Annotated in this window: 22 protein-coding genes; 8 read left to right on the forward strand and 14 right to left on the reverse strand. The window is 53.0% G+C overall.

Going from position 1 to position 23,777, the window contains the following annotated elements; translation table 11 throughout:
• Positions 1–3: 3 nt before the first annotated feature.
• The 4 genes from CHH75_RS20085 to mmsB all read left to right on the forward strand — a co-directional run bounded on the left by CHH75_RS20085 (position 4) and on the right by mmsB (position 5,687).
• On the forward strand, positions 4–1,218 hold the full coding sequence (locus CHH75_RS20085; protein ID WP_095267334.1) for a response regulator: 1,215 nt from the start codon (positions 4–6) through the stop codon (positions 1,216–1,218).
• A 609-nt stretch (positions 1,219–1,827) separates the two neighbouring features.
• On the forward strand, positions 1,828–2,913 hold the full coding sequence (chvE, locus tag CHH75_RS20095) for a multiple monosaccharide ABC transporter substrate-binding protein (protein WP_095268090.1): 1,086 nt from the start codon (positions 1,828–1,830) through the stop codon (positions 2,911–2,913).
• A 73-nt stretch (positions 2,914–2,986) separates the two neighbouring features.
• A complete protein-coding gene (mmsA, locus tag CHH75_RS20100; protein ID WP_095268091.1) occupies positions 2,987–4,552 on the forward strand; it encodes a multiple monosaccharide ABC transporter ATP-binding protein in 1,566 nt (521 codons plus the stop codon).
• The gene (gene mmsB, locus CHH75_RS20105) at positions 4,521–5,687 is read left to right on the forward strand and encodes a multiple monosaccharide ABC transporter permease (protein WP_095268110.1); all 1,167 of its coding nucleotides are present in this window, start codon (positions 4,521–4,523) and stop codon (positions 5,685–5,687) included. Before mmsA ends, mmsB begins: the two co-directional genes overlap by 32 nt.
• A 103-nt stretch (positions 5,688–5,790) precedes the next feature.
• Here the strand turns inward: mmsB and CHH75_RS20110 are convergent, their stop codons facing one another.
• The 4 genes from CHH75_RS20110 to CHH75_RS20125 form a co-directional block, all read right to left on the reverse strand.
• The gene (locus tag CHH75_RS20110; protein ID WP_095268092.1) at positions 5,791–6,492 is read right to left on the reverse strand and encodes a Tat pathway signal protein; all 702 of its coding nucleotides are present in this window, start codon (positions 6,490–6,492) and stop codon (positions 5,791–5,793) included.
• Complete coding sequence (locus CHH75_RS20115) at positions 6,489–7,367, reverse strand: ATP-binding cassette domain-containing protein (RefSeq protein WP_095268093.1); 879 nt, start codon at positions 7,365–7,367, stop codon at positions 6,489–6,491. Before CHH75_RS20115 ends, CHH75_RS20110 begins: the two co-directional genes overlap by 4 nt.
• Entirely contained in the window at positions 7,357–7,743 is a 387-nt protein-coding gene (locus CHH75_RS20120; protein WP_095268111.1) for a GntR family transcriptional regulator, read from the reverse strand. The genes CHH75_RS20115 and CHH75_RS20120 overlap by 11 nt, the downstream gene beginning before the upstream one ends.
• A gap of 231 nt (positions 7,744–7,974) precedes the next feature.
• Entirely contained in the window at positions 7,975–8,553 is a 579-nt protein-coding gene (locus CHH75_RS20125) for a M15 family metallopeptidase (RefSeq protein ID WP_095268094.1), read from the reverse strand.
• Positions 8,554–9,018: 465 nt separating this feature from the next.
• Here CHH75_RS20125 and CHH75_RS20130 point away from each other — a divergent pair, with 465 nt between their 5' ends.
• Complete coding sequence (locus tag CHH75_RS20130) at positions 9,019–9,555, forward strand: hypothetical protein (protein WP_095268095.1); 537 nt, start codon at positions 9,019–9,021, stop codon at positions 9,553–9,555.
• 236 nt (positions 9,556–9,791) lie between these two features.
• Here the strand turns inward: CHH75_RS20130 and CHH75_RS20135 are convergent, their stop codons facing one another.
• The 7 genes from CHH75_RS20135 to CHH75_RS20165 form a co-directional block, all read right to left on the reverse strand.
• On the reverse strand, positions 9,792–10,976 hold the full coding sequence (locus CHH75_RS20135; RefSeq protein ID WP_095268096.1) for a MalY/PatB family protein: 1,185 nt from the start codon (positions 10,974–10,976) through the stop codon (positions 9,792–9,794).
• A 39-nt stretch (positions 10,977–11,015) separates the two neighbouring features.
• Positions 11,016–11,939, reverse strand: a complete 924-nt coding sequence (locus CHH75_RS20140; RefSeq protein WP_095268097.1) for an AEC family transporter — start codon at positions 11,937–11,939, stop codon at positions 11,016–11,018.
• A 278-nt stretch (positions 11,940–12,217) separates the two neighbouring features.
• Positions 12,218–12,937: a 3-ketoacyl-ACP reductase gene (locus tag CHH75_RS20145; RefSeq protein WP_095399033.1), complete on the reverse strand. Its 720-nt coding sequence runs from the start codon at positions 12,935–12,937 to the stop codon at positions 12,218–12,220.
• Positions 12,938–13,183: 246 nt separating this feature from the next.
• Positions 13,184–13,900: a peptidylprolyl isomerase gene (locus CHH75_RS20150; protein WP_095399034.1), complete on the reverse strand. Its 717-nt coding sequence runs from the start codon at positions 13,898–13,900 to the stop codon at positions 13,184–13,186.
• A 113-nt stretch (positions 13,901–14,013) separates the two neighbouring features.
• Positions 14,014–14,406, reverse strand: coding sequence for a hypothetical protein (locus CHH75_RS20155; protein WP_095399035.1), 393 nt, complete (start codon positions 14,404–14,406; stop codon positions 14,014–14,016).
• A 109-nt stretch (positions 14,407–14,515) separates the two neighbouring features.
• Positions 14,516–14,734, reverse strand: a complete 219-nt coding sequence (locus CHH75_RS20160; protein WP_095268101.1) for a hypothetical protein — start codon at positions 14,732–14,734, stop codon at positions 14,516–14,518.
• A gap of 382 nt (positions 14,735–15,116) precedes the next feature.
• On the reverse strand, positions 15,117–15,560 hold the full coding sequence (locus CHH75_RS20165; protein WP_095268102.1) for a hypothetical protein: 444 nt from the start codon (positions 15,558–15,560) through the stop codon (positions 15,117–15,119).
• 427 nt (positions 15,561–15,987) lie between these two features.
• On the opposite strand from CHH75_RS20165, the gene CHH75_RS20170 reads away from it, so the two are divergent.
• Together CHH75_RS20170 and CHH75_RS20175 are read left to right on the forward strand one after the other, a co-directional pair.
• Positions 15,988–17,865, forward strand: coding sequence for a sensor histidine kinase (locus CHH75_RS20170; protein ID WP_244908323.1), 1,878 nt, complete (start codon positions 15,988–15,990; stop codon positions 17,863–17,865).
• 197 nt (positions 17,866–18,062) lie between these two features.
• Positions 18,063–19,907 (forward strand): sensor histidine kinase, encoded by a 1,845-nt coding sequence (locus CHH75_RS20175; RefSeq protein WP_255223083.1) that lies wholly within the window; start codon positions 18,063–18,065, stop codon positions 19,905–19,907.
• 83 nt (positions 19,908–19,990) lie between these two features.
• Here CHH75_RS20175 and CHH75_RS20180 read toward each other — a convergent pair whose 3' ends face one another.
• Positions 19,991–20,230, reverse strand: a complete 240-nt coding sequence (locus tag CHH75_RS20180) for an NHLP leader peptide family RiPP precursor (protein WP_095268105.1) — start codon at positions 20,228–20,230, stop codon at positions 19,991–19,993.
• Positions 20,231–20,302: 72 nt separating this feature from the next.
• The gene (locus CHH75_RS20185) at positions 20,303–21,265 is read right to left on the reverse strand and encodes a class 1 isoprenoid biosynthesis enzyme (RefSeq protein WP_095399037.1); all 963 of its coding nucleotides are present in this window, start codon (positions 21,263–21,265) and stop codon (positions 20,303–20,305) included.
• 240 nt (positions 21,266–21,505) lie between these two features.
• Between CHH75_RS20185 and CHH75_RS20190 the strand changes: the two genes are divergently transcribed.
• The gene (locus tag CHH75_RS20190) at positions 21,506–22,171 is read left to right on the forward strand and encodes a general stress protein (protein ID WP_095399038.1); all 666 of its coding nucleotides are present in this window, start codon (positions 21,506–21,508) and stop codon (positions 22,169–22,171) included.
• A gap of 200 nt (positions 22,172–22,371) precedes the next feature.
• Here the strand turns inward: CHH75_RS20190 and CHH75_RS20195 are convergent, their stop codons facing one another.
• Positions 22,372–23,472, reverse strand: a complete 1,101-nt coding sequence (locus CHH75_RS20195; protein WP_255223084.1) for a GNAT family N-acetyltransferase — start codon at positions 23,470–23,472, stop codon at positions 22,372–22,374.
• Between the last annotated feature and the right edge of the window lie 305 nt (positions 23,473–23,777).

The raw sequence follows: 23,777 nt of genomic DNA on the forward strand, positions 1-23,777 counted from the left end.
AAGATGAGAAGGCAGTACCGGGTATTGATTGCCGATGATGAACCGATCATTCGCGAAGGGATTCGGGATGCGGTGCGTTGGGAAGAGCTGGGCATGGAAGTTGCCTGTGAAGCGGAGGACGGGGAAGAGGCGCTGGAGCTGGCGCTGCAGGAGAATATCGACATTGCTTTGGTGGATATGAATATGCCGTTTATGGACGGCATTGCCCTGATGAAACGGCTGAAGGAGGAGCGCCCGTCCTGCCGGTTTGTGATCGTCACCGGGCATGATGAATTTGCTTACGCCCAGGAGGCGATCCGGCTGGGCGTGAAGGAGTATATTTTAAAGCCGGTGAACGCCGAGCATCTGAATCAGGTGCTGCGAAGTGTGAAGCAGGAGCTGGACGAGCTGCATGTGCGCGATCTGTATTTCCAGAAAGCGTCGGAGCAGATCGAGAAGAATATTCCGCTGCTGCGCGAGCGCTTCTGTCTGGAATGGATTCATGGCTTGATCAGTCATAACGAGGCGCTGGAGCAGCTGGAGTTTCTGGGGCTGCCCCCGAGGCTGCCGCTGCAGATTGGCATCGTCCGCTGGCCGGAAACGGCCTCGAATCAGCCGCTGATGAAGGAGGGCGAACGGCAGCTGTACCTGTTTGCGATTGAGAACATTATCGCTGAGCTGATCCACGATGTGCCGCATATGCTGTTTCGCGAGCAGACCGGGCTGATCGGCATCTGCTTATGGGAAGAGCTTCCGGTTGAAGCGGCCGTGGACATGGAGAAGGCGGTGCTGAAATATATCAAACGGACCGTCAATGTGCATCTGGAGCCGGTCGAGTCAGAGCTGGGCGGCGTCAGCGAGGCGTATGATGCTTGCCGGGAGGCGGTGTTCCGGGAATCGCAGCTGTCGCCGATCGTGCGCAGAGCAAGGCAGCTTATCCACGAGGTATACGCACAGCATGACTTGACGCTGGAAGCTTTTGCAGCGGGGCTGCAGGTGTCGCCCGTCTATTTAAGCCGCATGCTGAAAAAAGAGCTGGGCACATCCTTTGTCGGCTTCCTGACCCAGACCCGGATCCGGAAGGCGATCGAGCTGCTCACTTCCACCGATCACACGATTCATGAAATCGCAGAGCAGGTCGGCTATGACAGTCAGCATTATTTCAGCACTGCCTTCAAAAAGGTGATGGGCGTATCGCCCAACCGTTACCGGAAGGGAGCGGCTTATGCCGAGGAATAACCGAAGCGTTATGGGATGAGATGTATGCGTTTGAAGACAGCCGATCGTGAGATCGGCTGTTTACTATGACATGGTCGCCTGTATATATTCTCGGGCGGCATTGTTCTCCGCTTCGAGGCGGTATGAATAAGGAGAGGGGGATTGTATGATGTGTCGTACAAATTCCCCTTTTATTCGATGGAATGGGCCGTTATGTACGATGGATCGTACATCATCGAAGGTTTGGATGTGTTCGTGAGGGATATTTGTATGATGAATCATACAAATGGGCTGCCCTCCCTGGGTGTCGCCTCGGATTTGTACGACAAATCGTACATAGCACAAAGCACAAAGTACAAAGCATAAAGCGCAAAGACAAAGTACATAGCCACCGATATGGCGAAGCACTCTACGCCCCGATCATTTCTGCCTGAGCAGGAGTGAACGGGGCGTGCTGCTTGTAGATGAGGATTTTTTTACCACAAAGGTATGAAATTTATAAAAAAGGTTGGATTCCTAAAAAGACCCTGCAGCAACGTCGGTGTATCCTTGGAGGTAAAGGGAGGTTTACATTTCCACTGAATGTAAGCGCTCTCCAATCAGCATGACGGAAAGGAGACCTAAAAGCCGATGAGAAGAGGATGGTTAGCGCTATGGAGCGCCGTATTGCTGATGGCTCTGACGGCTTGCAATCTGGCGGAGAGCAGCGCTGGCGACAAGGATAAAGGCTACGTGGGCTTGGCCATGCCAACCAAGTCGTCGGAACGCTGGGTAGCGGATGGGAAGAACATGGAGCGGTTGTTCCAGGAGAAAGGGTACAAGACGGACTTGCAATTTGCGGAGGATGTGGTGGAGAACCAGATATCGCAAATCGAGAACATGATTACCAAAGGGGTCGATGTGATCGTTATTGCCTCCATCGATGGCAACACGCTGACCGATGTGATCAAGAAAGCGCATGATCAGGGCATCAGGGTCATTGCGTATGACCGGCTGATTCGAAATACGGAGCATCTGTCTTACTATGCTACCTTCGACAACTTCCAGGTCGGGGTGCAGCAGGCTTCCTATATCGAGGAGAAGCTGGGGCTGAAGGAGGGAAAAGGCCCGTTCAACATTGAGCTGTTCGGCGGCTCCCCGGATGATAACAACGCCTACTTCTTCTACGACGGCGCGATGTCCGTGCTGAAGCCGTATATCGACAGCGGACAACTGGTCGTCCGCAGCAAGCAAACCACGATGGCCCAAATCGCCACCTTGCGCTGGGACGGGGCGCTGGCCCAGGCCCGGATGGACAACCTGATCAGCGCGAACTATTCGAATGCCAATCTGGACGCGGTGCTCTCGCCGTACGACGGGATCAGCATCGGCATCATTTCCTCGCTAAAGGGTGTCGGGTACGGATCTGCGAACAAGCCGCTGCCGATCATTACCGGACAGGATGCGGAGCTGGCCTCGGTGAAATCGATCGTTGCGGGCGAGCAGACGATGACGATTTTCAAGGATACGCGGAAGCTGGCCGAGAAGGCGGTCGATATGGCTGAAAGCATCATTAACGGGCAGGAGGCCGAGGTGAACGATACGGAAACTTACGATAACGGAGTCAAGGTTGTTCCGGCTTATCTGCTTCCTCCGGTGCCGGTAGACGCTTCGGCTGTGGAGAAGGAGCTGGTCGAGACCGGTTATTATACCCGCGAAGAGATCGGACTGAAATGAGTGAGCTTCGAGACAAGATCGAGCGGCTGGAGCGAAGGTACAGCCCGAAGGAAAGGAAGGGAAGGTGAGGCGTATGTCGGAATACATTCTGGAAATGCGCAATATTACGAAGGAATTCCCCGGTGTCAAAGCGCTTGAGAATGTCAATTTGCGGGTGCGCGAAGGTGAGATCCACTCGCTGTGCGGTGAGAATGGGGCAGGCAAATCCACGCTGATGAAGGTGCTGAGCGGTGTGTATCCGCACGGATCGTATGATGGGGAGATTCTGTTCAAAGGCAGCGTATGTGAATTCAAAAATATTAAACAGAGCGAAGAGCTCGGGATCGTGATCATCCATCAGGAGCTGGCGCTCATCCCTTATCTGTCGATTGCGGAGAACATTTATCTTGGCAATGAGCGATCCCGCCGCGGCATTATGGACTGGAATGAAACGATCACCGGTGCCAAGGAGCTGCTGGCCAAGGTTGGCCTGGATGAAAATCCGAACACGCCGGTGGGCAGCATCGGTGTCGGCAAGCAGCAGCTGGTCGAAATTGCGAAAGCGCTCTCCAAAAAAGTGAAGCTGCTCATTCTGGATGAGCCAACCGCAGCCCTCAACGAGGATGACAGTGAAAATCTGCTGCAGCTGATGCTGGAGTTCAAGAAGCAGGGAATCTCCTGTATCCTGATCTCCCATAAGCTGAACGAGGTCTCCAAGGTGTCGGATTCCATCACGATCCTCCGGGACGGCAAGACGATTGAGACGCTGGATATGCATAGCGGGGAAGTGAGCGAGGACCGGATCATCCGCGGGATGGTCGGCCGGGATCTGACGAACCGCTATCCGGAGCGGACGCCGAATATCGGCGAGGTGACGCTGGAGATCAAGGACTGGACGGTGTATCACGAGCAGCAGGCGGAGCGCAAGGTGCTGGACCGGATCAACATGGTGGTACGGCGAGGTGAAATTGTAGGCATCGCCGGTCTGATGGGGGCGGGGCGGACGGAGCTGGCGATGAGTATTTTTGGCAAGTCTTACGGACGTGGCATTACCGGCACCATCTTGAAGGACGGCAAGGAAATTCAGAACAACAGCGTCACCGAGGCGATAGAGAACGGCTTCGCTTATGTGACGGAGGACCGGAAGGATTACGGGCTTATCCTGATCGACGATATCAAGCGCAACATCTCGCTCACCGGGCTGCGCAAGCTGACCCATCGTACGGTGATCAATGAGCGGGAGGAGGTTCTGGTGGCCGAGGAGATGAGACGGAAGCTCAAGATCAAAACGCCGAGCATTCTGCAGAAAACCGGCAACTTGAGCGGCGGCAACCAGCAGAAGGTTGTGCTGAGCAAATGGATTTATTCCGAGCCGGACATCCTCATTCTGGATGAGCCGACACGGGGCATCGACGTCGGAGCTAAATACGAAATCTATACGATCATTAATCAGCTTGCGGATGAAGGCAAAGGCATCCTGGTCATCTCGTCCGAGCTGCCGGAAATTCTGGGCATTTGCGACCGGATATATGTGATGAGCGCAGGCCGGATTACCGGGGAAGTCAACCGGGAGAATGCGACTCAAGAGACACTGATGAGATATATGACCAAGACGGGAGGGAACGGGCATGGAAACACTGATGAAATTGTTCAAAAATAATATACGGCAGTACGGCATGATTATCGCGCTTGTTGTCATCATGATTTTTTTCCAGCTGATTACGGGCGGGCTGCTGCTTGAGCCAATCAACATTACGAACCTGATTCTGCAAAACAGCTACATTCTCGTGCTTGCGATCGGCATGGTGCTGGTCATTATTACGGGGCATATCGACCTGTCGGTCGGATCGGTTGCGGCATTTGTTGGCGCTGTAGCCGCGATTATGATGGTGGATATGCAGCTTCACCCAGTGGTGGCGGTGATCGCCTCCCTGATTGTCGGCGGGCTGATCGGCGCCTGGCAAGGCTTCTGGGTTGCCTATGTGCGAATTCCGGCCTTTATCGTGACCTTGGCCGGCATGCTGCTCTTCCGGGGGCTGACGATGATTGTGCTGGAGGGACAGTCGATCTCGCCATTTCCGGCCGGCTTCCAGAAGATCAGTTCCGGATTTATACCGGATTTCGGGGATTTTGGTGTCAATCTGATCGCGATTCTGGCCGGTATCATATTCACGCTGATCTATATTATTAACGAATTGCGGGACCGCAGAGCGCAGCAAAAATATCAATTCGAGGTCATTTCAAACAGCCTGTTTGTGCTGAAGCTCGTGGTCATGGCGGCGGTCATTAACGCATTTACGTATATGCTGGCCAGCTATGCCGGGCTGCCGAACATCCTTATACTGCTGCTCGTGCTGATCCTTATCTACTCTTTTGTCATGAACCGCACGGTGATGGGGCGTCATATTTACGCACTTGGCGGCAATGAGAAAGCAGCGGCGCTGTCCGGTGTCAAAACCAAAAAGGTAACGTTCTGGGTGTTTGTTAATATGGGCGTGATGGCGGCCATTTCCGGCTTGATCTTTGCGGCTCGCTTGAATGCGGCCACGCCTAGGGCGGGAACGAACTTCGAGCTGGATGCCATCGCGGCCAGCTTCATCGGCGGAGCCTCGGCTACCGGCGGAATCGGGACAGTGTTCGGTGCGATTATCGGGGGTCTTGTGATGGGGGTTCTGAACAACGGGATGTCGCTCATCGGCCTTGGCATCGACTGGCAGCAAGGCATTAAAGGCCTGGTTCTGCTCGCAGCCGTCGCCTTCGATATTTATAACAAGAAGAAGAACAGCGTTTCGTAGTCCTGTTCCTTCAAGATAGACAAGAACGACCGGTTTCTGCAGATGATTTGTAATCTGCGGAGCCGGCCGTTTATTTTTTGGGCACGAAAACATCGATTTCGGTTTACAGCTTGATGGTCACGCGGCGGGTTAACAGGCGAATCAGCGTGAGTCCTAGGATGATGAAGCCCGCCGATCCGGCAAACGAAACGGGAAGCGATACGTCAAGCGATACCGGAGGGAGGAAGTTTTCCCATAGGGAGGCCAGCTCGAACTGCCACAAGACATCCAGGATGCCGATCAGGACGATGCCGATGGCAATGAAGCCCAGACCGTAAATCCAGTTATATTTGTAAAAGGCAGAGCCGATCATCCAGCCCACCAAATAAAAGACAAAAATCTGGATCCCGTATGAGGCTAACGCTATAAGCCAGCTGCCACCGAACTGCTGCAGGACGGTGGAATCCTCCCCCATCCCGTTCAATGCTCTGAGCAGCATGCTGATGGGACCGACGACGACAGGAAAAGCAAGGGACAGCAACAGGGCGGCCAGGGCAGCGCCGGTAAAGAAGTCTTTGCGGGTGAAGCCGTTCCGCACGTAATAGCTTAGGAAGCCAAAGGCGGAAATAATACCGATGACCAGCATGAAGCCCTTGGTTGAACTGTACGTGATGGAGAAGAAATCCTCTTGCCTAGCGCTGCTGTTCGTAATCCCGATCACGAGGTGGATGAGGAAGACGATGACCAGGTACGCCAAAGCCCAGGAGCCCTGATGATAGAACATCTCGGCTGCAATTTTCGATGATGAGGACGAAGACTGTTTCATGTGGTGTATCCCTCCCCGGTTAAATGGATGAACAGGTCCTGCAGTGAGATCGGCCCGAGCTCCAGACCGGCACGGTGAGCAGCCGACCGGGAGGATTCGCTCAATTCCCCGTATACCATGACGGATTTGGTATGGCCGAGCTGCTGGACGTTCAGCACCTTCATGCCTTGAATGAATTCGTCCACCTTCGGCGCTGGTCCCGTAACGGAAACGCCGCGGGACGTCAAGGATTCGTAGTCGTCTTTTAAGATGAACCGGCCTTGATGGATGATGATGACTTCCTCGAACAGATAGTCCATTTCCGACACGAGGTGGGTCGATAGAATGAATGTGCGGGGATGCCGCTCCTGTTCTTCAAGCAGCTCCCGGTAGAATGTTTCCCTGGCCGGCGCATCCATCCCCAAGTATACTTCGTCCATAATCGTGACCGGCGAGCGGCTCGCCAGCCCGATCGTTACATTAAACGCCGACTGCATGCCCTTGGAAAGCTCCTTGACCGGCTTATCGATCGGAAGATTGAACTTGCGGGCAAGCTCGTAAGCAAACTCCTTGTCGAAGCGGGGCCGATATCGGGCAACCGCCTCGATCCCCTCTTTCACTTTATCCGACTCGTCCTTGTAATCGACATCATACATGAAGGAGATTTCCCGCATGATTTTTGCGTTTTCGAAGGGGGGCTCTCCGCCGACCGTAACCTTCCCCGAGGATGGCTCGCGAAAGGAAGCCAGGACGGACAACAGCGATGTTTTTCCCGCGCCGTTTCGTCCGAGAAGGCCGTAAATTTTCCCGCCGTCAAGCTGGAAGGATACGTCCCGGACAGCTTCGACGTCGCCGTAGTTGACGGAGACTTGATCGAATTGTATATCAAGATTCATGCGCTTCACGCTCCTTAACTTGCGTTATGATCTCAAACAGATCTTCGGTGGATAGGTCGAGCTTATCCGCCTCACGCACCATGGGTGCCACGTAATCATCCGCGAATGCGCCTCTTCGGGTACGGAGGAGCATCTCCTTGGCTCCTTCTGCAACAAACATGCCTACACCCCTTTTCTTATAAATGAGCCCGGAATCCACAAGCATGTTGATTCCCTTCAGGACCGTAATGTGATTGATTTTGTAAAAATTCGACAGCTGCGTCGTGGAAGGCACCTGCTCCCCTTCAAGCAATTGGTCGTTCACGATCTGATCCTCAATCTTCTCCTTGATCTGGATAAACAGAGGCTTGTTGTCCGGATGCACGGAACCGTTAATTCGAATCACCCCCTGATCCTTAGTTCAACAATAGTTATATACTTATATATATGACTATATAACCGGATGTGTGTAATGTCAAGTCGAAGGAGAAACAATCCGCGGGAGGCCGAATCCCATTAAAAAAGTCGCATGCGGTTTATCGCATGCGACTTTTCTCAAGGTTATAGACAGGGCAGCTGAAGGACTTACTGCATCGGTGCGTCCCTTTACTGCACCGTTTCCCACTCCTTACTCACGGGTTTCCGGATCCAGCGGCGGTCGCTCCCCGCGCTGAAGCTCGCGAATCGTCAACCCGAAATCGATCTGCAGATGCGGATAGTCGGGGAAGCCTGTCCAATCGCCTCCCCAATGAAAACCGAGGTCCTTGGCGATGGCGACAACTTCCATCCAGTCGGATTTCCCGTTCCGATTGCCGTCATACTCCATATCCCAAATGACGGTGCCGTCCTCCAGCTGCAGGGCAAAATCGATGGCCAATCCGTAATTGTGGTAGGACTCGCCTGCTCTTGCATTGGTGACAATGCTTCCGTCAGTCGTGCGGCCTTGATTGTATAGGCGTGTCTGTTCCTCGTGGCTGCGGAATCCGTCGGTAATAATGATCGAAATTTTCTGCTCTTTGGCACGGCTTACGAGCTTGTTCTTCTGTTCAAGCACATAGGGATGAAGATCCGTGATGGGCGGAGCCTCTTCTTTATTCCATTCCAGCTCGGGCAGGACGCCCGGGATGGAGGTTTGAATTTGCATGTAATAGAAGGCCAGAAGCGCTACGGCGATGAGAAGAATTGTTGTTTTTCTGCGTTTAACCATCTTTTCTCGGAATCTACCTGCTTTCGTGATCTATTCGTGATTCGACATCTATTCGATTATACCAGTTCGTTTGTTGTCATGACCAGCTAACAGCCAGGTAGAGTCTATGATTATAGCAGCCCTAATTTTTCCAGACGTGATAGAAATCCGAACTTTTCATAGAGTGGCAGCATAAGCTGGACTATCCAGGATCAAAGGAGTTGAAGCTGCGCACACCCCAATAAACAGCGGCCATTTGTCGGGCTTATCGCCCTGTATCTTCTCTTCCCCCAGTTTCAAAGTGTTGGCTGTTCCCTGTGCTTCCCCGACTTATCCCGGAGTAGCCCCTGTGTCCGAACTTATCGGGCGTGGGGGTTTTTGTCGTTTCTTACATCCCAGGGATGGTTTGCGGCAGTTTCAGCGCATACAATTCCATCGTGATCCACATGCTATAGCTAGCTGCATACTTGAAGAAAGGGGATTCGCATGAACAGTGATCAGTCCGTACAAGCATTGACCGATCGGCTGAATCGGGTATCTGCCCAGCTGGCGCAGGTAGAGCAGGGAGGCAGTTCCGATTCGCTTGCTTCGATCATTCAGGAGCTGGGGCAGATGGGAAGCGATATTCAGAGCGCACAGTCCGCGGCAAGTCCGGATCGCTCCGAGCAGGTTCGAACAGAGCTGGTGCATTGCAGAATGGTGCTGCATGAGATGATGAGCCGAATTGAGCAGCTCCGGACCACATCCGCTGAGCGTTACCGGGAAGCGCTGGGGGAGGAGAAGGATGCATTCGAACAGCTGGACGAGGCCAGCCAGCAGAGCCGCAGCCCGGAGGGCTATCGCCACAGGCAGGCATTCTACCAGCTGGATCAGCTTAGCCAGCAAATTCATCAATTGGATGGGTCTTTGCTGGATGCGGGGTACCAGATGGGCCGGAGCCAGCTGGCGCCGAGTGCCGGAGAAGCGGTAGAGACCGATGCGTATACAGTAGGGACAGAGGATGATACCGGATTGTACTCCTGAATTTGCTGAATGTTAAACCGTTATATAGGAAGCGGCTTACGGCTGGGAGGCGGATATAGGGAAGCCGCCGCACCGGGATGCGGATGTCGCCGAGGGCATCGACGATCATGATCCTCTATTTCGTGAACGCAAGACGTGCAGAAGTCGCTGTAATCGAAGCCAACGAGCAACACCCCGAGCAATCCGGCCGGAACCGGAATGCTCGGGGTGTTGCTTCATTTCATAGCTTGGCTATATTATTTCCGTGCCCGCCATGCTTCTAGCGCGTTATGCAGGCGGGAGAGAGCTTCCTGCACGGTCGCCCGGGTGCAGGCCACATTCATTCGCATGAAGCCTTCTCCTTCATCGCCAAAGGTTGAACCTTTGTTCAGACCAAGCTTGGCCTCGTGAACGAGAAAGCGATTCAGTTCATCGCTATCCATTCCCAGCTTACGGAAATCCAGCCACAACAGATAAGTGGATTCCGGCAGGGACAGCTTGACCTCCGGAAGATGCTCGCTGGCATAGCGGTGCACGAGCTCCATATTGCCCCGGATATAGTCGAGCAGGGTGTCCAGCCATTCGCCGCCTTCACGGTATGCGGCCTCCGTGGCGGCAGCGCCCAGAGGTGTAATCGAGCCGAGCGCATACCGCTTAAGTGCTTTGCGGAATTTGGAGCGGTGTTGCTCATTCGGGATGATCATATTGGCTGTGTTCAGACCGGCGATGTTGAACGTTTTGCTTGGCGCCGTACAGATGATCGAGTTGAGAGCAGCCTCTTCGGACAGGGCGGCATACGGAACATGTTTACTTGGCTCGAACACCAGGTCGGAATGGATCTCGTCAGAGACGACGAGCACATCGTACCGGATGCATAGCTCCGCAAGACGGCTTAGCTCTTCCCGGGTCCATACCCGGCCAACCGGGTTATGCGGGCTGCACAGAATGAGCATTTTCACTTGGCCGCCGGACAAGCTCTGCTCCAGATGGTCGAAGTCCATCACGTAGCTTCCGTCTTCGTTCTGGATCAGCGGATTCGTGATCAGCTCACGGCCATGCTCCTTGACGACTTGATAAAAAGGAGGATATACCGGTGTCTGAATCATCACCTGATCCCCCGGCGAGGTGAAGGCCTCAACCAATAGGCTGAGCGCCGGAACGACACCCGGACAGTTTTGAATCCACTCCGGCTGGATGGACCAGTTGTGCCGAGTCTGCATCCAGTCCACGATGGACTCCTTATACGACACCGGCGGGAAGGTATACCCGAATACGCCGTGCTCGACCCGTTCGTGAAGTGCCTTAATTACCGCAGGGGGCGCTGCAAAATCCATATCGGCTACCCACATCGGGAGCGCATCCGGGTTGCCGAATACGGCTTGTAGATTATCCCACTTTTCACATGAGGTGCGGTTACGGTCAATGGCTAAATCAAAATTCATAATTGAAAATCCTCCTTGTCAGCATTTATGTCGATGAAGTTAGGCGATATATTGGGCAAGCGAAATTAAGGCTGTGATCGTAATGATATTTAGTATGGTCGATATGAGTACGGTTTGTGCAGCAAAGTCGGGCTCATTCTGGTATTCTTCGGCCAGAATGGATGAGTTGACACCGACAGGCATGCCGGAAGCGATAATGAGCGCTTGTGCGGCTATCCCTTTCATATCAAGCAACAGCACGATGGTGATGCCGACGGCCGGCGCGACGAGCAGACGCAGCAGCACGCTTAAATATACATCAAGCCGGTTGAGCCGCAGCGGATATTTGATGATCTGCGCACCGAGGGTGAGCAGCGCGATGGCGACCATGGACTGGTGGGCATATACAAGCGGCTGGGATATAAAGACCGGCAGTGGCAATGCGAGCGCATGAAGCAGCAGCCCGAGCACGAGCGCATAAGGGACCGGCATTTTCAGAAATCCGATAAAGGCCTGCTTGTATAATCCGTTGGACTTGGCGCCTTGAATGGATATGACCCCATAGGTGAAGGTCAGCAGACTTTGAAAGGACATGATCAGCGCCTGAACCGAGCCTGCGAGCGGATCTCCCTTGAAGGCGAGAGCGTTGACCGGCAGCCCGTAGTTCCCGGAATTGTCCAGAATCAGACTGTTGGTGAATGCGGCCTTCATGCCGCGGGAGTATTTCTTCCGCCAAGCGATCAGCGAGCTTATGCCGTACAGAATGAGTATGTATAGAAAATAGAACAGCGATACGGTTCCAAGCAGCTGCGGCGACATTTCGGATTCGTACATGCTCATGAAAACCGCAGCGGGCGTGATGTAATAAAAGTTGATTTTGGCCAGCGTGTACAGATCGAGCTTGAAGGCATACTGCATAATCACCCCAAAGCCAATCAGCACAAAAATCGGAAGGACTACTTCGAGTAAAATGTCTGCAATCATGCCAGTTGTCATCTTCTTTCTTCGTTATGGCTGGTAAAAGGCGCGCCTATTCTGATTAAAGAATGCCCTGTCATTATATCATGAGAATGTCGTACACACACTTGTGAAATGGGGCATAGCCCAAGGTTCTGCCTAATGCGGTGAGCTGGTTTCATGAAAAAGAGGGGCCCTGGTCCGGCTGGACTGTTATCAGGAGATCCCCTCGATTCATATCGCGATATGGTTCATGTTGATGCTTGGCGAGCTCCAGCGCCCAACCCGCATGCTGGTTAAAGCCCTTACTGCGGGTTCGTTGTCCAGATGCCGGCCGTTTTCACAAATACCCGCTGCGGCAGCTTCAGTGCAGCGACCACAAGCTCAGCCAGATCCTCAGGCTGCATCATCCGGTCTTCATCTCCGATTTTCAGGCCGGTTTTCACAGCGAGCTCGGTGTTCACGGTGCTTGGCGTCAAAGCGGTCACACGGATATTGTGCTTGCGCACTTCCTGCAGCACGGCCTCGGTAAGCCCCATAACGGCGAATTTCGATGCGTTATAAGCCGATCCGGTTGCAAATCCGCGCTCGCCTGCAGTCGATGAAATGTTGATAATATCGCCTTTGTTGTTCTCGATCATGCCTGGCAGTGCGGCGCGAAGCATGTAGTAGGTTCCCATGAGATTGACGTCGACGATGCGTTTCCAGTCCTCCGGCTCGATCTCCAGCAGATTGCCGAACTGGGCGATGCCGGCATTGTTGATCAGAATATCCACATTGCCCAGCTCCATGCTGATGGCGGCATAAGCGGCTTCCGCCTCGCTTTGTACGGATACGTCGGCTACGGCCGAGGCGGTTTTCACGCCGTATTCCTTGGTGATCAGTTCAGATAGCGCCTCAAGGTCGGCGGCTGTACGGGATACGAGCCCGACATGTACACCTTCCTTGGCCAGGGCAATCGCGATGGCACGTCCGATTCCTTTTCCTGCTCCTGTAATCAGAGCTGTTTTGTTCTGTAGACTCAAATCTCTCACTCCTTTTAAAATGATGCGGGGCTCCTATCCATTGAGGCTCCCGCTATTCGCATGTAAGTATCCGGCTTCGTCAGGAACCTGTTCATGCACCATGTTGAAACCGGGACAAAAATTGTACCATACAGAAGCCGGGTTCGTGAAGACGGGGAACCCAGCGCGCGGTGGCTGCATGCCGGCGGTCGGCCGCCCCACGTTGTCCGAAATTCCCTAATGGCTGCTCTATTGCTTAGCCTTTATCTATTCAACTTTCTCAGGTTCCGGGTACTCTTCACCCAGCGTATCGACGGTCACCTTTTTCATGAGCGGCATGTTCAACGGCTTGTTCATCTCGTCACGCTCCAGCATCACGATTTCCTGAACGGCCTCCATGCCTTCAATCACTTTGCCGAATGCGGCGTAATCTCCATCCAGATGCGGCGCGTCAGCCACCATAATGAAGAACTGGGAGCCCGCCGAATCCGGGTCAATCGCTCTGGCCATGGACAATATGCCGGTCTCATGCTTCAGATCATTCGGGAAGTTGTTGTTGCGGAACTCGCCTTTAATACCATAACCCGGTCCGCCGGTTCCTTTGCCGTCAGGGTCTCCGCCCTGAATCATGAAACCCGGGATCACCCGATGAAAGCCTGTCCCGTCATAAAAGCCTTGATTAATCAAGGATATAAAATTGTTGACCGTATTTGGAGCTACTTCAGGGTAAAGCTCGGCTGTAATGATATCCCCGTTCTCCATCTCGATCGTAACGATCGGATGACTTGCATTCGGATCAGGGACATTCGCCTCCTGAGACGTTTCTTCCTGTGGGGTCTGTTCTTCCGTTGGAGCAGCATCGTTGCCCCCGGCATGCTCACCGGACCCTGCCTGACCTTGGTTTTGGCCGCATCCGGCCAGAACCAGCAACATGGCACAGATGATCATCAGAGCGGGCATCCAGCGCTTGTGTTGTTTCAGCATCCTGATTCCTCCTGTCATTCCTCCACCATGCTTATGCTGCATGATGTGCAGTTCTATATTATCACAGGTGACCAGGACAGAAAAATAGGGAGGCGCCGCTCTGACAGAGTGCGTTATTTAACGCGATAGATTCCCTCCACCTTGTTCAGCGGCAGCAGGATCCGGGAACGGTTCTTGTCTTTGGCAAGCAGCTCAATATAGTCCGCGCCAATGTGAACGAGCCGGATCCGGTTGAAGGCTTTGCCGGTACGGAAGGTGGTTCGTATCCCGACCGGAATCGTATAGCGGGGAGCTTTCACGTCGAATACCCGAATCGAATTCAGGCTGGACGGGACGAAGAGCTGCCCGTGGACGAGAATGAAATTCTTTTTGAATATTCGCTGCAGGCGGCCGGGTTCCATGCCCGTATTGGGCGTGTTGATCTCCACCAGATGGCCCGCAAATCTTGCAAGACGCTGCTGGAGCGTGCAGCTGCTCCATATCCGTCCAGACAGCAAGCGTGTCATATCAGCATCATCCTTCCAGATCGTATGCACTATTATATGACGGAAGGGGCACCAGGGGTGAATACGCACCCTAGCCGCTTGCTGTGCATGGGGAGACAGGGCAGATGATTCAGGTGGAGGAGCGGCGGTGGCGGCCCCGCGGGCTGCCGTCGGGCTTCTCCTGCTTCACGCTTTCCGGAAGGGGCACATACGATGGATCAGCTTCCTCTGCGAATAGGCCGAATTCGGCATCGATATCCCGCTCGGTTACAAGCGGCTTGGTTTCCTTGGGATGGGACTTGGTGTTGTTCTTGTTTCTGTCCTTGGGATCGTCATTGTGTGTGTTCATGATGGCTTCCTCCTCTACAAGTGGATGATGATTGATGATTTGATGATTATGCTTCTCGTCACTCTCTTATAAACTAGGAACAGACAGCGCTGCTATCAGGTATATTTCCCCGAGGCTTGTCCATACTGAAATTCATAGAGTTCATGAAGACAAGGGGGGAGACCCGGATGGAAAAGCAGGGGAGTATCGTGACAGGAATCATATGGGGCACGGTAATTGGCCTTGTATTATGGATGTCCTTTCTTGGCTGGATGGATATTTTGTTCGGCAAATAAAAGCGCATAAGTTTTGCTAGGAAGTGCATGCAAACATGCATATAAATCGCATATATAGCAGCAAGACCTGTCTTTTTCCCTGAGGGTAAAAGGCAGGTCTTATTGCGTTATGACTCCTCGTGTTCCTCGTACGCCACATTGTCCCCGTTGCTGCCGTTCAGCAGATCGGTGCCATGCATATGATCGACAGGCGGGGCTGCCGGGTCAACCGGGCTGTTCGCCTGGATTTCATCTGCATCGGGCACATCCTCAAGCGGAGCGTCGCCTTCCGCCTCGGCTTCGGCAGAAGCGGACGGCTGCGCCGGATTGAGGAAGGCGGTTCCGCTTCCGCTCAAGGCTGCGTCGGCGTGAACGCGGTCGACATCCTGCCGGGGATATTCTTCAAGGACGCTGTCGCCAAGCCGGGATGGTGTCTCTTCATCCGTGCCCAGCCGCTCCGCCGAATGCGGCTCCACTTTCGTGTTGCTGCTTGTCTGGCCCACTCTATCTCTGGCTTCGAGCTCCAGCGAGCTGATATCCGCCGGTCTATTAAAATTCGTCTCATCTCGCATCGTTCTCATCTCCTTGTCACAGGCATGTATGCCGATCTATACTTGGACTTTACCCTCTGACTGTTGATTGAATCGGAATTTGAGGCGGCAACCTCAAGTCTTCCTGCTTACTCTCTGCTTTACTGCTTTATTGTGTTCAACAAATTCCGAATTATGTACAGTCCGGGTCTGGCGGCCAGTTTAGGCTGATACGGCTAGGGCAAGAGCGAGGGCTTAGATGATAGAAAGGACCTAGACTTGATTTTTGAAAGGCGTTTCAAAAAATTTTACTAACAGTAGCCCCGTTCATGGTATATTGGATGTGAAAGGCCCGAAGTTTGTCGAATATAGCCCGCTCATCAGCTTATTGACATACACATAATGACTATACACGGTTAGAGGTGCTGGAGAGATGAAGGATGTGCCTAATTACATAGTCCTGCTTCTGATGGCACTGATGTTAGTGCTTGATTTCAAGGTGTATCCCGCAGCAGCGGAGCCCCTTCATACGCACACGGCTATAACGGATTGGCAGTTTATATGGGATTGGCCGGATGACCAGCCTGCCCTTGACGGCTTACAGAACAGGACGGATTGGGTTCACGCAGCCCCAGGCGATGCGAAGCCTCCGAAACCGGAGGGGGTACATTCGGCTTGGAGCCGCTTCACTGTGCCCGATTTGTCATGGAAGCAGCCGGCGCTGATGCTGGACAGAGTGGAAGGGCAGGAAGTCGTGGTTTATCTTGAGCATGAGCCGCTGTACGAATCAAGGCGGAATTATGGCTATACCAAGCATTCCATCCTGCTTCCGATTCAAGCGGACAGCGCTGGGAAGAACCTGTACGTCTGGACTTCAGGCAGAGATGAAACGCAGGGCATTACAAGCGCCGTGCTGGTCGGTGACTATGAGGAACTTCGAGGCAATTTCATAAGGAAGGACATGCAGGATTTTATTCTCGGCAGCTCTTTTTTATTTATTGCGATTGTCATGCTGTTCTGCTCCTTCTTCCTGCCGCGGCATACGATTTCTACGTGGCTGGCGCTTAGTCTCGTCATTCTATCCTCCGGGGCGCTGATGCTGACGTACTCGCCTTTTCTGTATACATTTTACGAGGGCTATGGGGCGGTCTGGACCACGCTGTTTGATCTGGCGCTATTCTCGGTAATGCCGGCGGTATACTTTTATTTCGAGAAGATTTACGGACCTGGTCCATACAAAATGATCCGATATCTGAGAAGGTTTCAGCTGGTGTATTCCGGCTTGTGCTTGCTGCTGCTGGCGGCCAACTTATGCAGCGGCTATGCGCTGTATGATATTTATTATTGGGTTAGCGTCAAAGTGCTGGGCGTGCTGCTCATCATCCAGTTTCTCGTGCTGATCGGCATTACGGTGCTGAACATATCCAAACGAAACAAGGACGCCTATATATTCACGTTTGGATTCGGCTTGCTGGCAATTCTGTCCCTTGGGGACCTTCTCTGGTTCTATATTTCGAACGAGCCTTACGAATTTTATTGGTGGAAATGGGGGATCATCGGCCTGATCGCTTCCCTCATCGTCATTCTTGGCCGCAAAATCATCCGCAGCCACGAGCAGGTGCTGCTGTATTCCAAGAAGCTGGAGCTGTTTAACAATGAACTGCAGCGCTCCGAGAAAATGGAGATCATCAGCGAGCTGGCGGCTTCCGTCGCCCATGAGGTCCGCAATCCGCTTCAGGTTACGCGGGGCTTCATGCAGCTTCTGGCCCAGAAATCGAAGCAGAGCGATGCCGAATATTTGAAAATGGCGCTCAACGAGCTGGATCGGGCAACCGGCATCATTTCGGATTTCCTGTCGTTTGCCAAGCCGGAGACCGAGCAGGTCAATACGCTGGATGTGTATGAAGAGTTGAAGCATGTGACCAGCATATTGCAGCCGCTGGCGAATCTGGCCGGGGGAAGCATTCATCTGGACGAACCGAAAGAACTGTACATCAGCGGCAGCTCCTCTAAGCTGAAACAAGCGATGATCAATATCGTTAAGAACAGCATCGAGGCGCTCGATGAAGAGGGTGTCGTCCGGATCTGGGCTTATGCCGAGGGAAGCGAGGTCGCCATCCATATCAAAGACAACGGTATTGGCATGAGTACGGCCGAGCTGTCACGGCTCGGCGAGCCTTACTTTACAAACAAGCTGAAGGGCACCGGCCTCGGACTGATGGTTACCTTCCGGATTATAGAAGGCATGAAAGGGACGATTAAGTTTTCAAGCCGCAAGGGAAGCGGGACCGAAGCGATCATCCGTTTCCCGGCTGTCCCGCCGAATACCGAATTGACAGGAGCATAACACAAGATGTTGGAAAGAGATGCCGGAGGGCATCTCTTTTTACGTTTAGAAAATATTTTTTAAAATACCGAAATTTAGAAGGTGTCGCTGTGAAGGGTAGCGAATTAGTTGTTTAGAGGACGAATGATTATAATGTTTGAGGTGTGTTAATGAAGTCTCGATCGAACACGTTAATTCTCATGATTGCCATACTCATCATGACGACTTTATGCGGCAGTTTCGCATCTGTCCGGGCGGAGTCAGCGGATTTCACACCGATTACAGAGTGGAGTATTCTGTGGTCTGATGAAGGCGGACAGATGCCGCTCGGTATTCCTGATGCCAGTGAGCCTGGTTGGACAGACAGAAGGGAAGCACCGGACCACATGAAGCCATCCGCCTCACACTCGGCATGGATTCGGCTGCAGCTGCCAGCTTTCGATTCCTTATCTCAAGGGATTCTGATTCGGGAAACGTTTGGCCAGCGGGTAGCTGTTTACGCGGGACATGAGAAGATCTACGAATCGAGCCGTTCATATAATTATGAGCTTAACCATATTTTACTCCCCTTACCGAAGAGTATGTCGGACAATAACCTTTACATATGGCTGGATACGAACAGAGATCATGTCATGCTGGAAGGCAAGATCATGACCGGTGAATTCTACCGTCTGCTGCAAAAGTTCGTGAAAGCGAATCTGGCTGATATCGTGCTTGGAAGCGCCTTTATATTTATAGCTCTCGTGATGCTGATTTGCATCCTGTTTCTGAACAAAAAGTATTTATCCGGCGTGTTCTCCCTGTCGCTGATCATTTTATCGGTCGGCATTGTCGTTATTACCTATTCCCCGTTTTTATACACCATCTTTGATGAATACGGACACCTATACACTCACTTGTATGACATCTCGTTGTTTGTACTGCTTCCTTCTTTCAGTCATTTTTTCGAAACGGTATTCGGGCCTGGACGGAATCAGATTCTAACCAAGCTGCGCAAATTCCAAATCGTGTACTCCCTTTTTTGCGTGTTGCTTCTTGTCATCAACAGTGTGACGGACAATCGCTTTTTTGATATGTATTATTTCTTTTCCGTGCAGGTGTTGGGATACTTGATGATCATCCAATTCGTGATCCTGGTCGGCAGCTCGACGATGTATGCCTTTAAGGGAAACAAGGATGCGCTCATTTTTAATATCGGGTTCGCTTTTTTTGCCCTGCTGGGTTTGGCGGAGCTGCTGCAGTTTTTTATGAGCCGGGGCGCTTACAGCTTTGTGCTGTGGAAGTGGGGCGTCGTCAGCTTTATCATTGCGCTGATCGTCATGCTGGGTCGGCAGTTCGCCCAGAACCATGAGCAGATTTTGAAATATTCCAAAGAGCTGGAGATGTTCAACAATCAGCTGCAGCGTTCGGAGAAGGTGGAGATGATCAGCGAGCTGGCAGCGTCTGTAGCTCATGAAGTACGCAATCCACTCCAGGTCACCCGCGGTTTCCTTCAGCTTCTGTCCGGCAGATCGCGGACTGGCGAGCAGGAGTATCTGGATCTCGCGTTAACCGAGCTGGACCGGGCGGCCGGGATCATTACGGATTTTCTTACCTTCGCCAAGCCGGAGCTCGGCAAGGATTCCCTGCTGCAGATCGCGGAGGAATTCAAGCTCATTGAAGGCATTCTGGCACCGCTGGCGAACTTGCGCGGCGGCCGGATTTCAGTAGATGTTCCGGAGGACCTCGTCATACGCGGCAATTCATCGAAATTCAAGCAAGCTTTTATCAACATTATCAAGAACAGCATTGAAGCGCTGGACAAGGAAGGGCGGGTGCATATTTGCTCTTACCGCGATGAGAACAAGGTGTATATCCACGTTCAGGACAACGGGGAGGGGATGGAGGAGGAAGTGCTGGCCCGGCTGGGGGAGCCGTATTTCTCCAACAAAACGAAAGGAACGGGTCTCGGGCTCATGGTGACGTTTCGCATCATTGAGGCGATGGGCGGGAGCATACACTTTTCCAGCAAAAAAGGAGTGGGGACAGCTGCCCTGGTCATGCTCCCTGCAGCTTCGGATTGATACCGGTATTCGCTGCAAGGAGTGTGTGGCGCATCCCCGCTCCTTCTTCATTCTATGTGACAGCCCATGCTGCTGTTATGCAATTACCAGATGGCTCTCTCTTTCGCCTCGGACTTGATGACGCCCGCAGGGTTCGGAGGGATGATGAGGAACAGCTCATCACTCTTCTCTTCAACCGTTCTTACCTGGATGTGGTCGGGAATGAGCACGCCAAGGGCCTCCTTGATTGCGGCTTTCGGATCGCTGAGCAGTTTAGCCTTAAAGCTCGGATCTTCCCATGCTTTCTGGATCAATTGTGTTTGAAAGATGGCTTCTGTTGACATTAGAATCACCCTTTCAAAAAAAATGGTTATTTTTTACTCTTAAAGAATAGCATGGAATTCAGACGAAATCTATTATTTTTTTCTTAAAATAGACAAATGATAGTTTAATCCGCCATAGACCAGCGATGTTTTCGCATTTTCGATATCATTTGCATCGTTCACGAGCTCCGTTACCAGCGTTTGATGGAAGGCGAGCACATCCGGCGTGTGGATCCCCGCTGCTTTCAGCTGGCGGTGAGTCGCTGATGCGATCTCGGCATATTTTGTCACAATCTGCTCTACATAAATCGCTTGCTCCACTTCAGACACGGACAGCGAATAGTCGCGCGGGAGCTGTTTCTCCGATTTGATCAGCGAGAGCAGGCAGTTGTAGCTCCCATCCTCGAGATCTTGCTTCCAGTCCGTCCAGTCATCCATCATCTGCAGGGTCAACAGCACGAGGGCCATCTGTTCATTGGCGGGTTCAATCTGGGCTGGAAGCTCTGACAATAGAAGCAGGGCCGTGCTGCCGAGCTTGACGGGCGACGCTTTTTTGGCAACCAAGGCAGGGTTGGCCGTGAAGTAGTCATGGCGGCTCTCGTGTAGGACGCCTTCGGCCCACTCATGCGTGTACTGGCGGAAGTACTGCCAGAAGGTAGAATCCGTAGGGAAGTACTGCTGATAGATCGAGATGAATTCATAATAGAGTAAGTTGGCAAGGGCAAGATAGCTTTTTAAATCCTGTGGGGTGGGGCGGTTTGTCGAATCTGTGGGCGTGTCCATGAGATCATCCTGAATGAAATAGTAGAGCATGCCGAAAATATTGGCTGTCGATATGTCACGGTAGATTTCCGGGGCAAGTCTGGTTGACTCCCTCATCCAGAAGGGGAGCAGGTAGCAGATGTAGTTTTTGGCGCTGTCTTTCTCGAATACGTCGAATTTCTTCAGGTAATGGAGGCCGAGTTCGTTCAAGGGGGAAGGGAACTCTGTGATGCTGGCTTCGCACATGGAGAACACGGATGACAGCTCGTCCTCATACGATTTGAACCATTCCATCAAATCACCAGCCTTCGCATAATATCGTCAATAGGTGACGGCAAATAACAGGGCGTAATGTCTAAATCTATCGTAACATATATGGTCGATGAGTTAAATATTACCATTCGAATAAGCGAGGTCCTTCGTGCAGAATGGATGGATATCGCTGGTCGGTCTTCGAGATAAGTGTTTGATGACAAGGGATCCCGTTTAAGAAAGGAGTGTAAGGCGCATCACGATTTTAAGGAGGTAATTCATATGACTCACAAAATTGTTGGAGCCTTTAGGACAGAACAGGAAGCGACGCGTGCGATAGAGGAACTGAAGCGCCAAGGCTTCAGTACCGAAGAGATCTCGGTTATCGCTAAGGATCGAGGGGAGTCGGCCGCGATTCAGGATGAGACGGATACGAAAGCGCCTGAAGGATTGGCTTCCGGTGCAGCCACAGGCGGTGTGCTTGGTGGCGTAACCGGTCTGCTGGCCGGCATCGGCGCACTCGCCATTCCAGGCATCGGCCCGATTATAGCGGCTGGCCCGATTGCGGCAACGTTGACCGGAGCAGCTGTCGGTGCTGGCGCTGGCGGGCTGGTAGGCGGCTTGATCGGTCTTGGCATTCCGGAGGACCGGGCCAAGGAATATGACAACTATGTGCATGAAGGCAACATTCTTGTCATCGTCGATACCAATCCGGATAATGAGGGACAGGTGTACGGCGTATTCCGCAGCAATCAGGCACTGAATGAGCATCATTATCGCGAAACAGGAAACTTCACCGGCACTGGATCTGCACTGGACCCGAGTCGTGAGGCAGCGGCAGCTTCCGAGGAGGCTGTGCCTGATCCGAACGTATATCATGGTTACGGACGCGGTGATGGCGGTGCAGTCAGCCCGGATATGGAAGAAGAGAACGTGAGAAGACGCTGATCTTGAGGGACACCGCTTCTGAACATGGGCAAGGTCCTTCCTGACAAGGACCTGAAGATGGCGCACAGGATAGTCACGACGCCGATATGCGTCTGGACTTGATCATATCATGGACAAAGAACATCCGCCGAATCATGTGCGGATGTTCTTTGTTGTGGGGGTGAAGCATCTACAGCTGCTTGGCTTGGCTGCATGCTTTCTTAGATGTAATTCAGCCCTGACAAGTATGGCAGAGGGATCGGACTGAACGCCGGAGGATGCTCGGCGGATAACCGATACGGAGAGGCCGGGTCGAACAGAAGTGACAGCAGCCCTTCGTCGTCAAGCTCGATGGTCTTGCCGCCTGCCCGGTATCGGTAAGGGCCATGCTGGCCTTCGGCGATCAGTGCGCCGGGCGGCAGAAACGGACGGAGCTGGCGCAGCAGCTCACGTCCGTCAGCCAGATAGACAGTGCCATCGTTCGGCACGGTCTCGGCTTCGGCGCCAGCGGCCTGGAGCAGCGCGCCCAGGCTGTCATCCTGCCAGGCCAAGGTGGCCACCAGTTCCGGCAGCTGGAAGCCTCGCATGCAGGCAGCCAGCAGGCGGGAGGCAGCCTCCGCCTCTCCGGCCCATTCCACGAGGGTGGCCGGACGGGAGGCTGTCATGCGCTCGCCAGGAACACCGATAGCAGCGAAGGCAGTGACACGCCCGTTCTTCTCGGCAACGAGAAGCTGCTGCTCCAGGCGGAGCACATTGGCATAGGCGCTTGCTTCCAGCAGCCTGCCGAGCTCGGTAGGCGTGAGCGCATAGGCCGCTTCGCGCGCAGTCAGAAGATCATGCACGGCCAGCAGATCTTCGGGAACCATGGGACGGACGTGAATGTCTTGAGCGCTGCGGGCTTCAAGCGCGTCCGCCACCGCATCGCCCAGCCGGTACTTGATTGCCCGGCCAAAATGCCGGGCCCCGGCCCGGGTATAAAGGGAGCGCGCGCCGGAAATGAATATCAATGGGGCGGCCGCTGCTTCGGCATGCTTCATACATAAGTCCAGCAGCGTCCCGGCAAGGCGCTGGCCCCGGTAGGCCGGGTCGGTGCAGACGGAGCCAATCGAATAGACGCGGAGCGAAGCTCCACGGACATTCATAGTAAAAGGGACGAAGCCCATGAACGACACCAGCTTGTCTCCATCGCTGACACCGTAGGAATGATTGATTCCCGGACGAAAGATCAAAGGGAAGGATACGCCCATGGAGGGCTGCTCCGGTTGTTTAAGAAAAATGCGGTCTGACAATTCAACGGCTTGCTGCAACTGTTCTTTGTTCAAAAGGCCGATATTCACTGACTTTACGACGCCTCCTTCATAGGTCATGAAAATGCTTAATGTAACCAGTATAAGGCGACGAGGTTGCCGATATCCAGCATTTGTTTAGGGACGGGGCGGTTTGTACATCCTATGTGTATATCCTATGAGTGCGGTCACAGCCGATTCGGGTAGAGCTGTTCTATTATTAAAGGAGCAAGCCGAGACTGGAATTTTCTTCATCGTTTCTTCATCTTTTTTTCGGTTGATGTCTTTGCCAAACCGAGGATTGTATGCTATACTTAATACAAAGATTTAGAATAAGTCTA

This window comes from Paenibacillus sp. 7541, assembly GCF_002276395.1.
Lineage (GTDB): Bacteria > Bacillota > Bacilli > Paenibacillales > Paenibacillaceae > Paenibacillus_AQ > Paenibacillus_AQ campinasensis.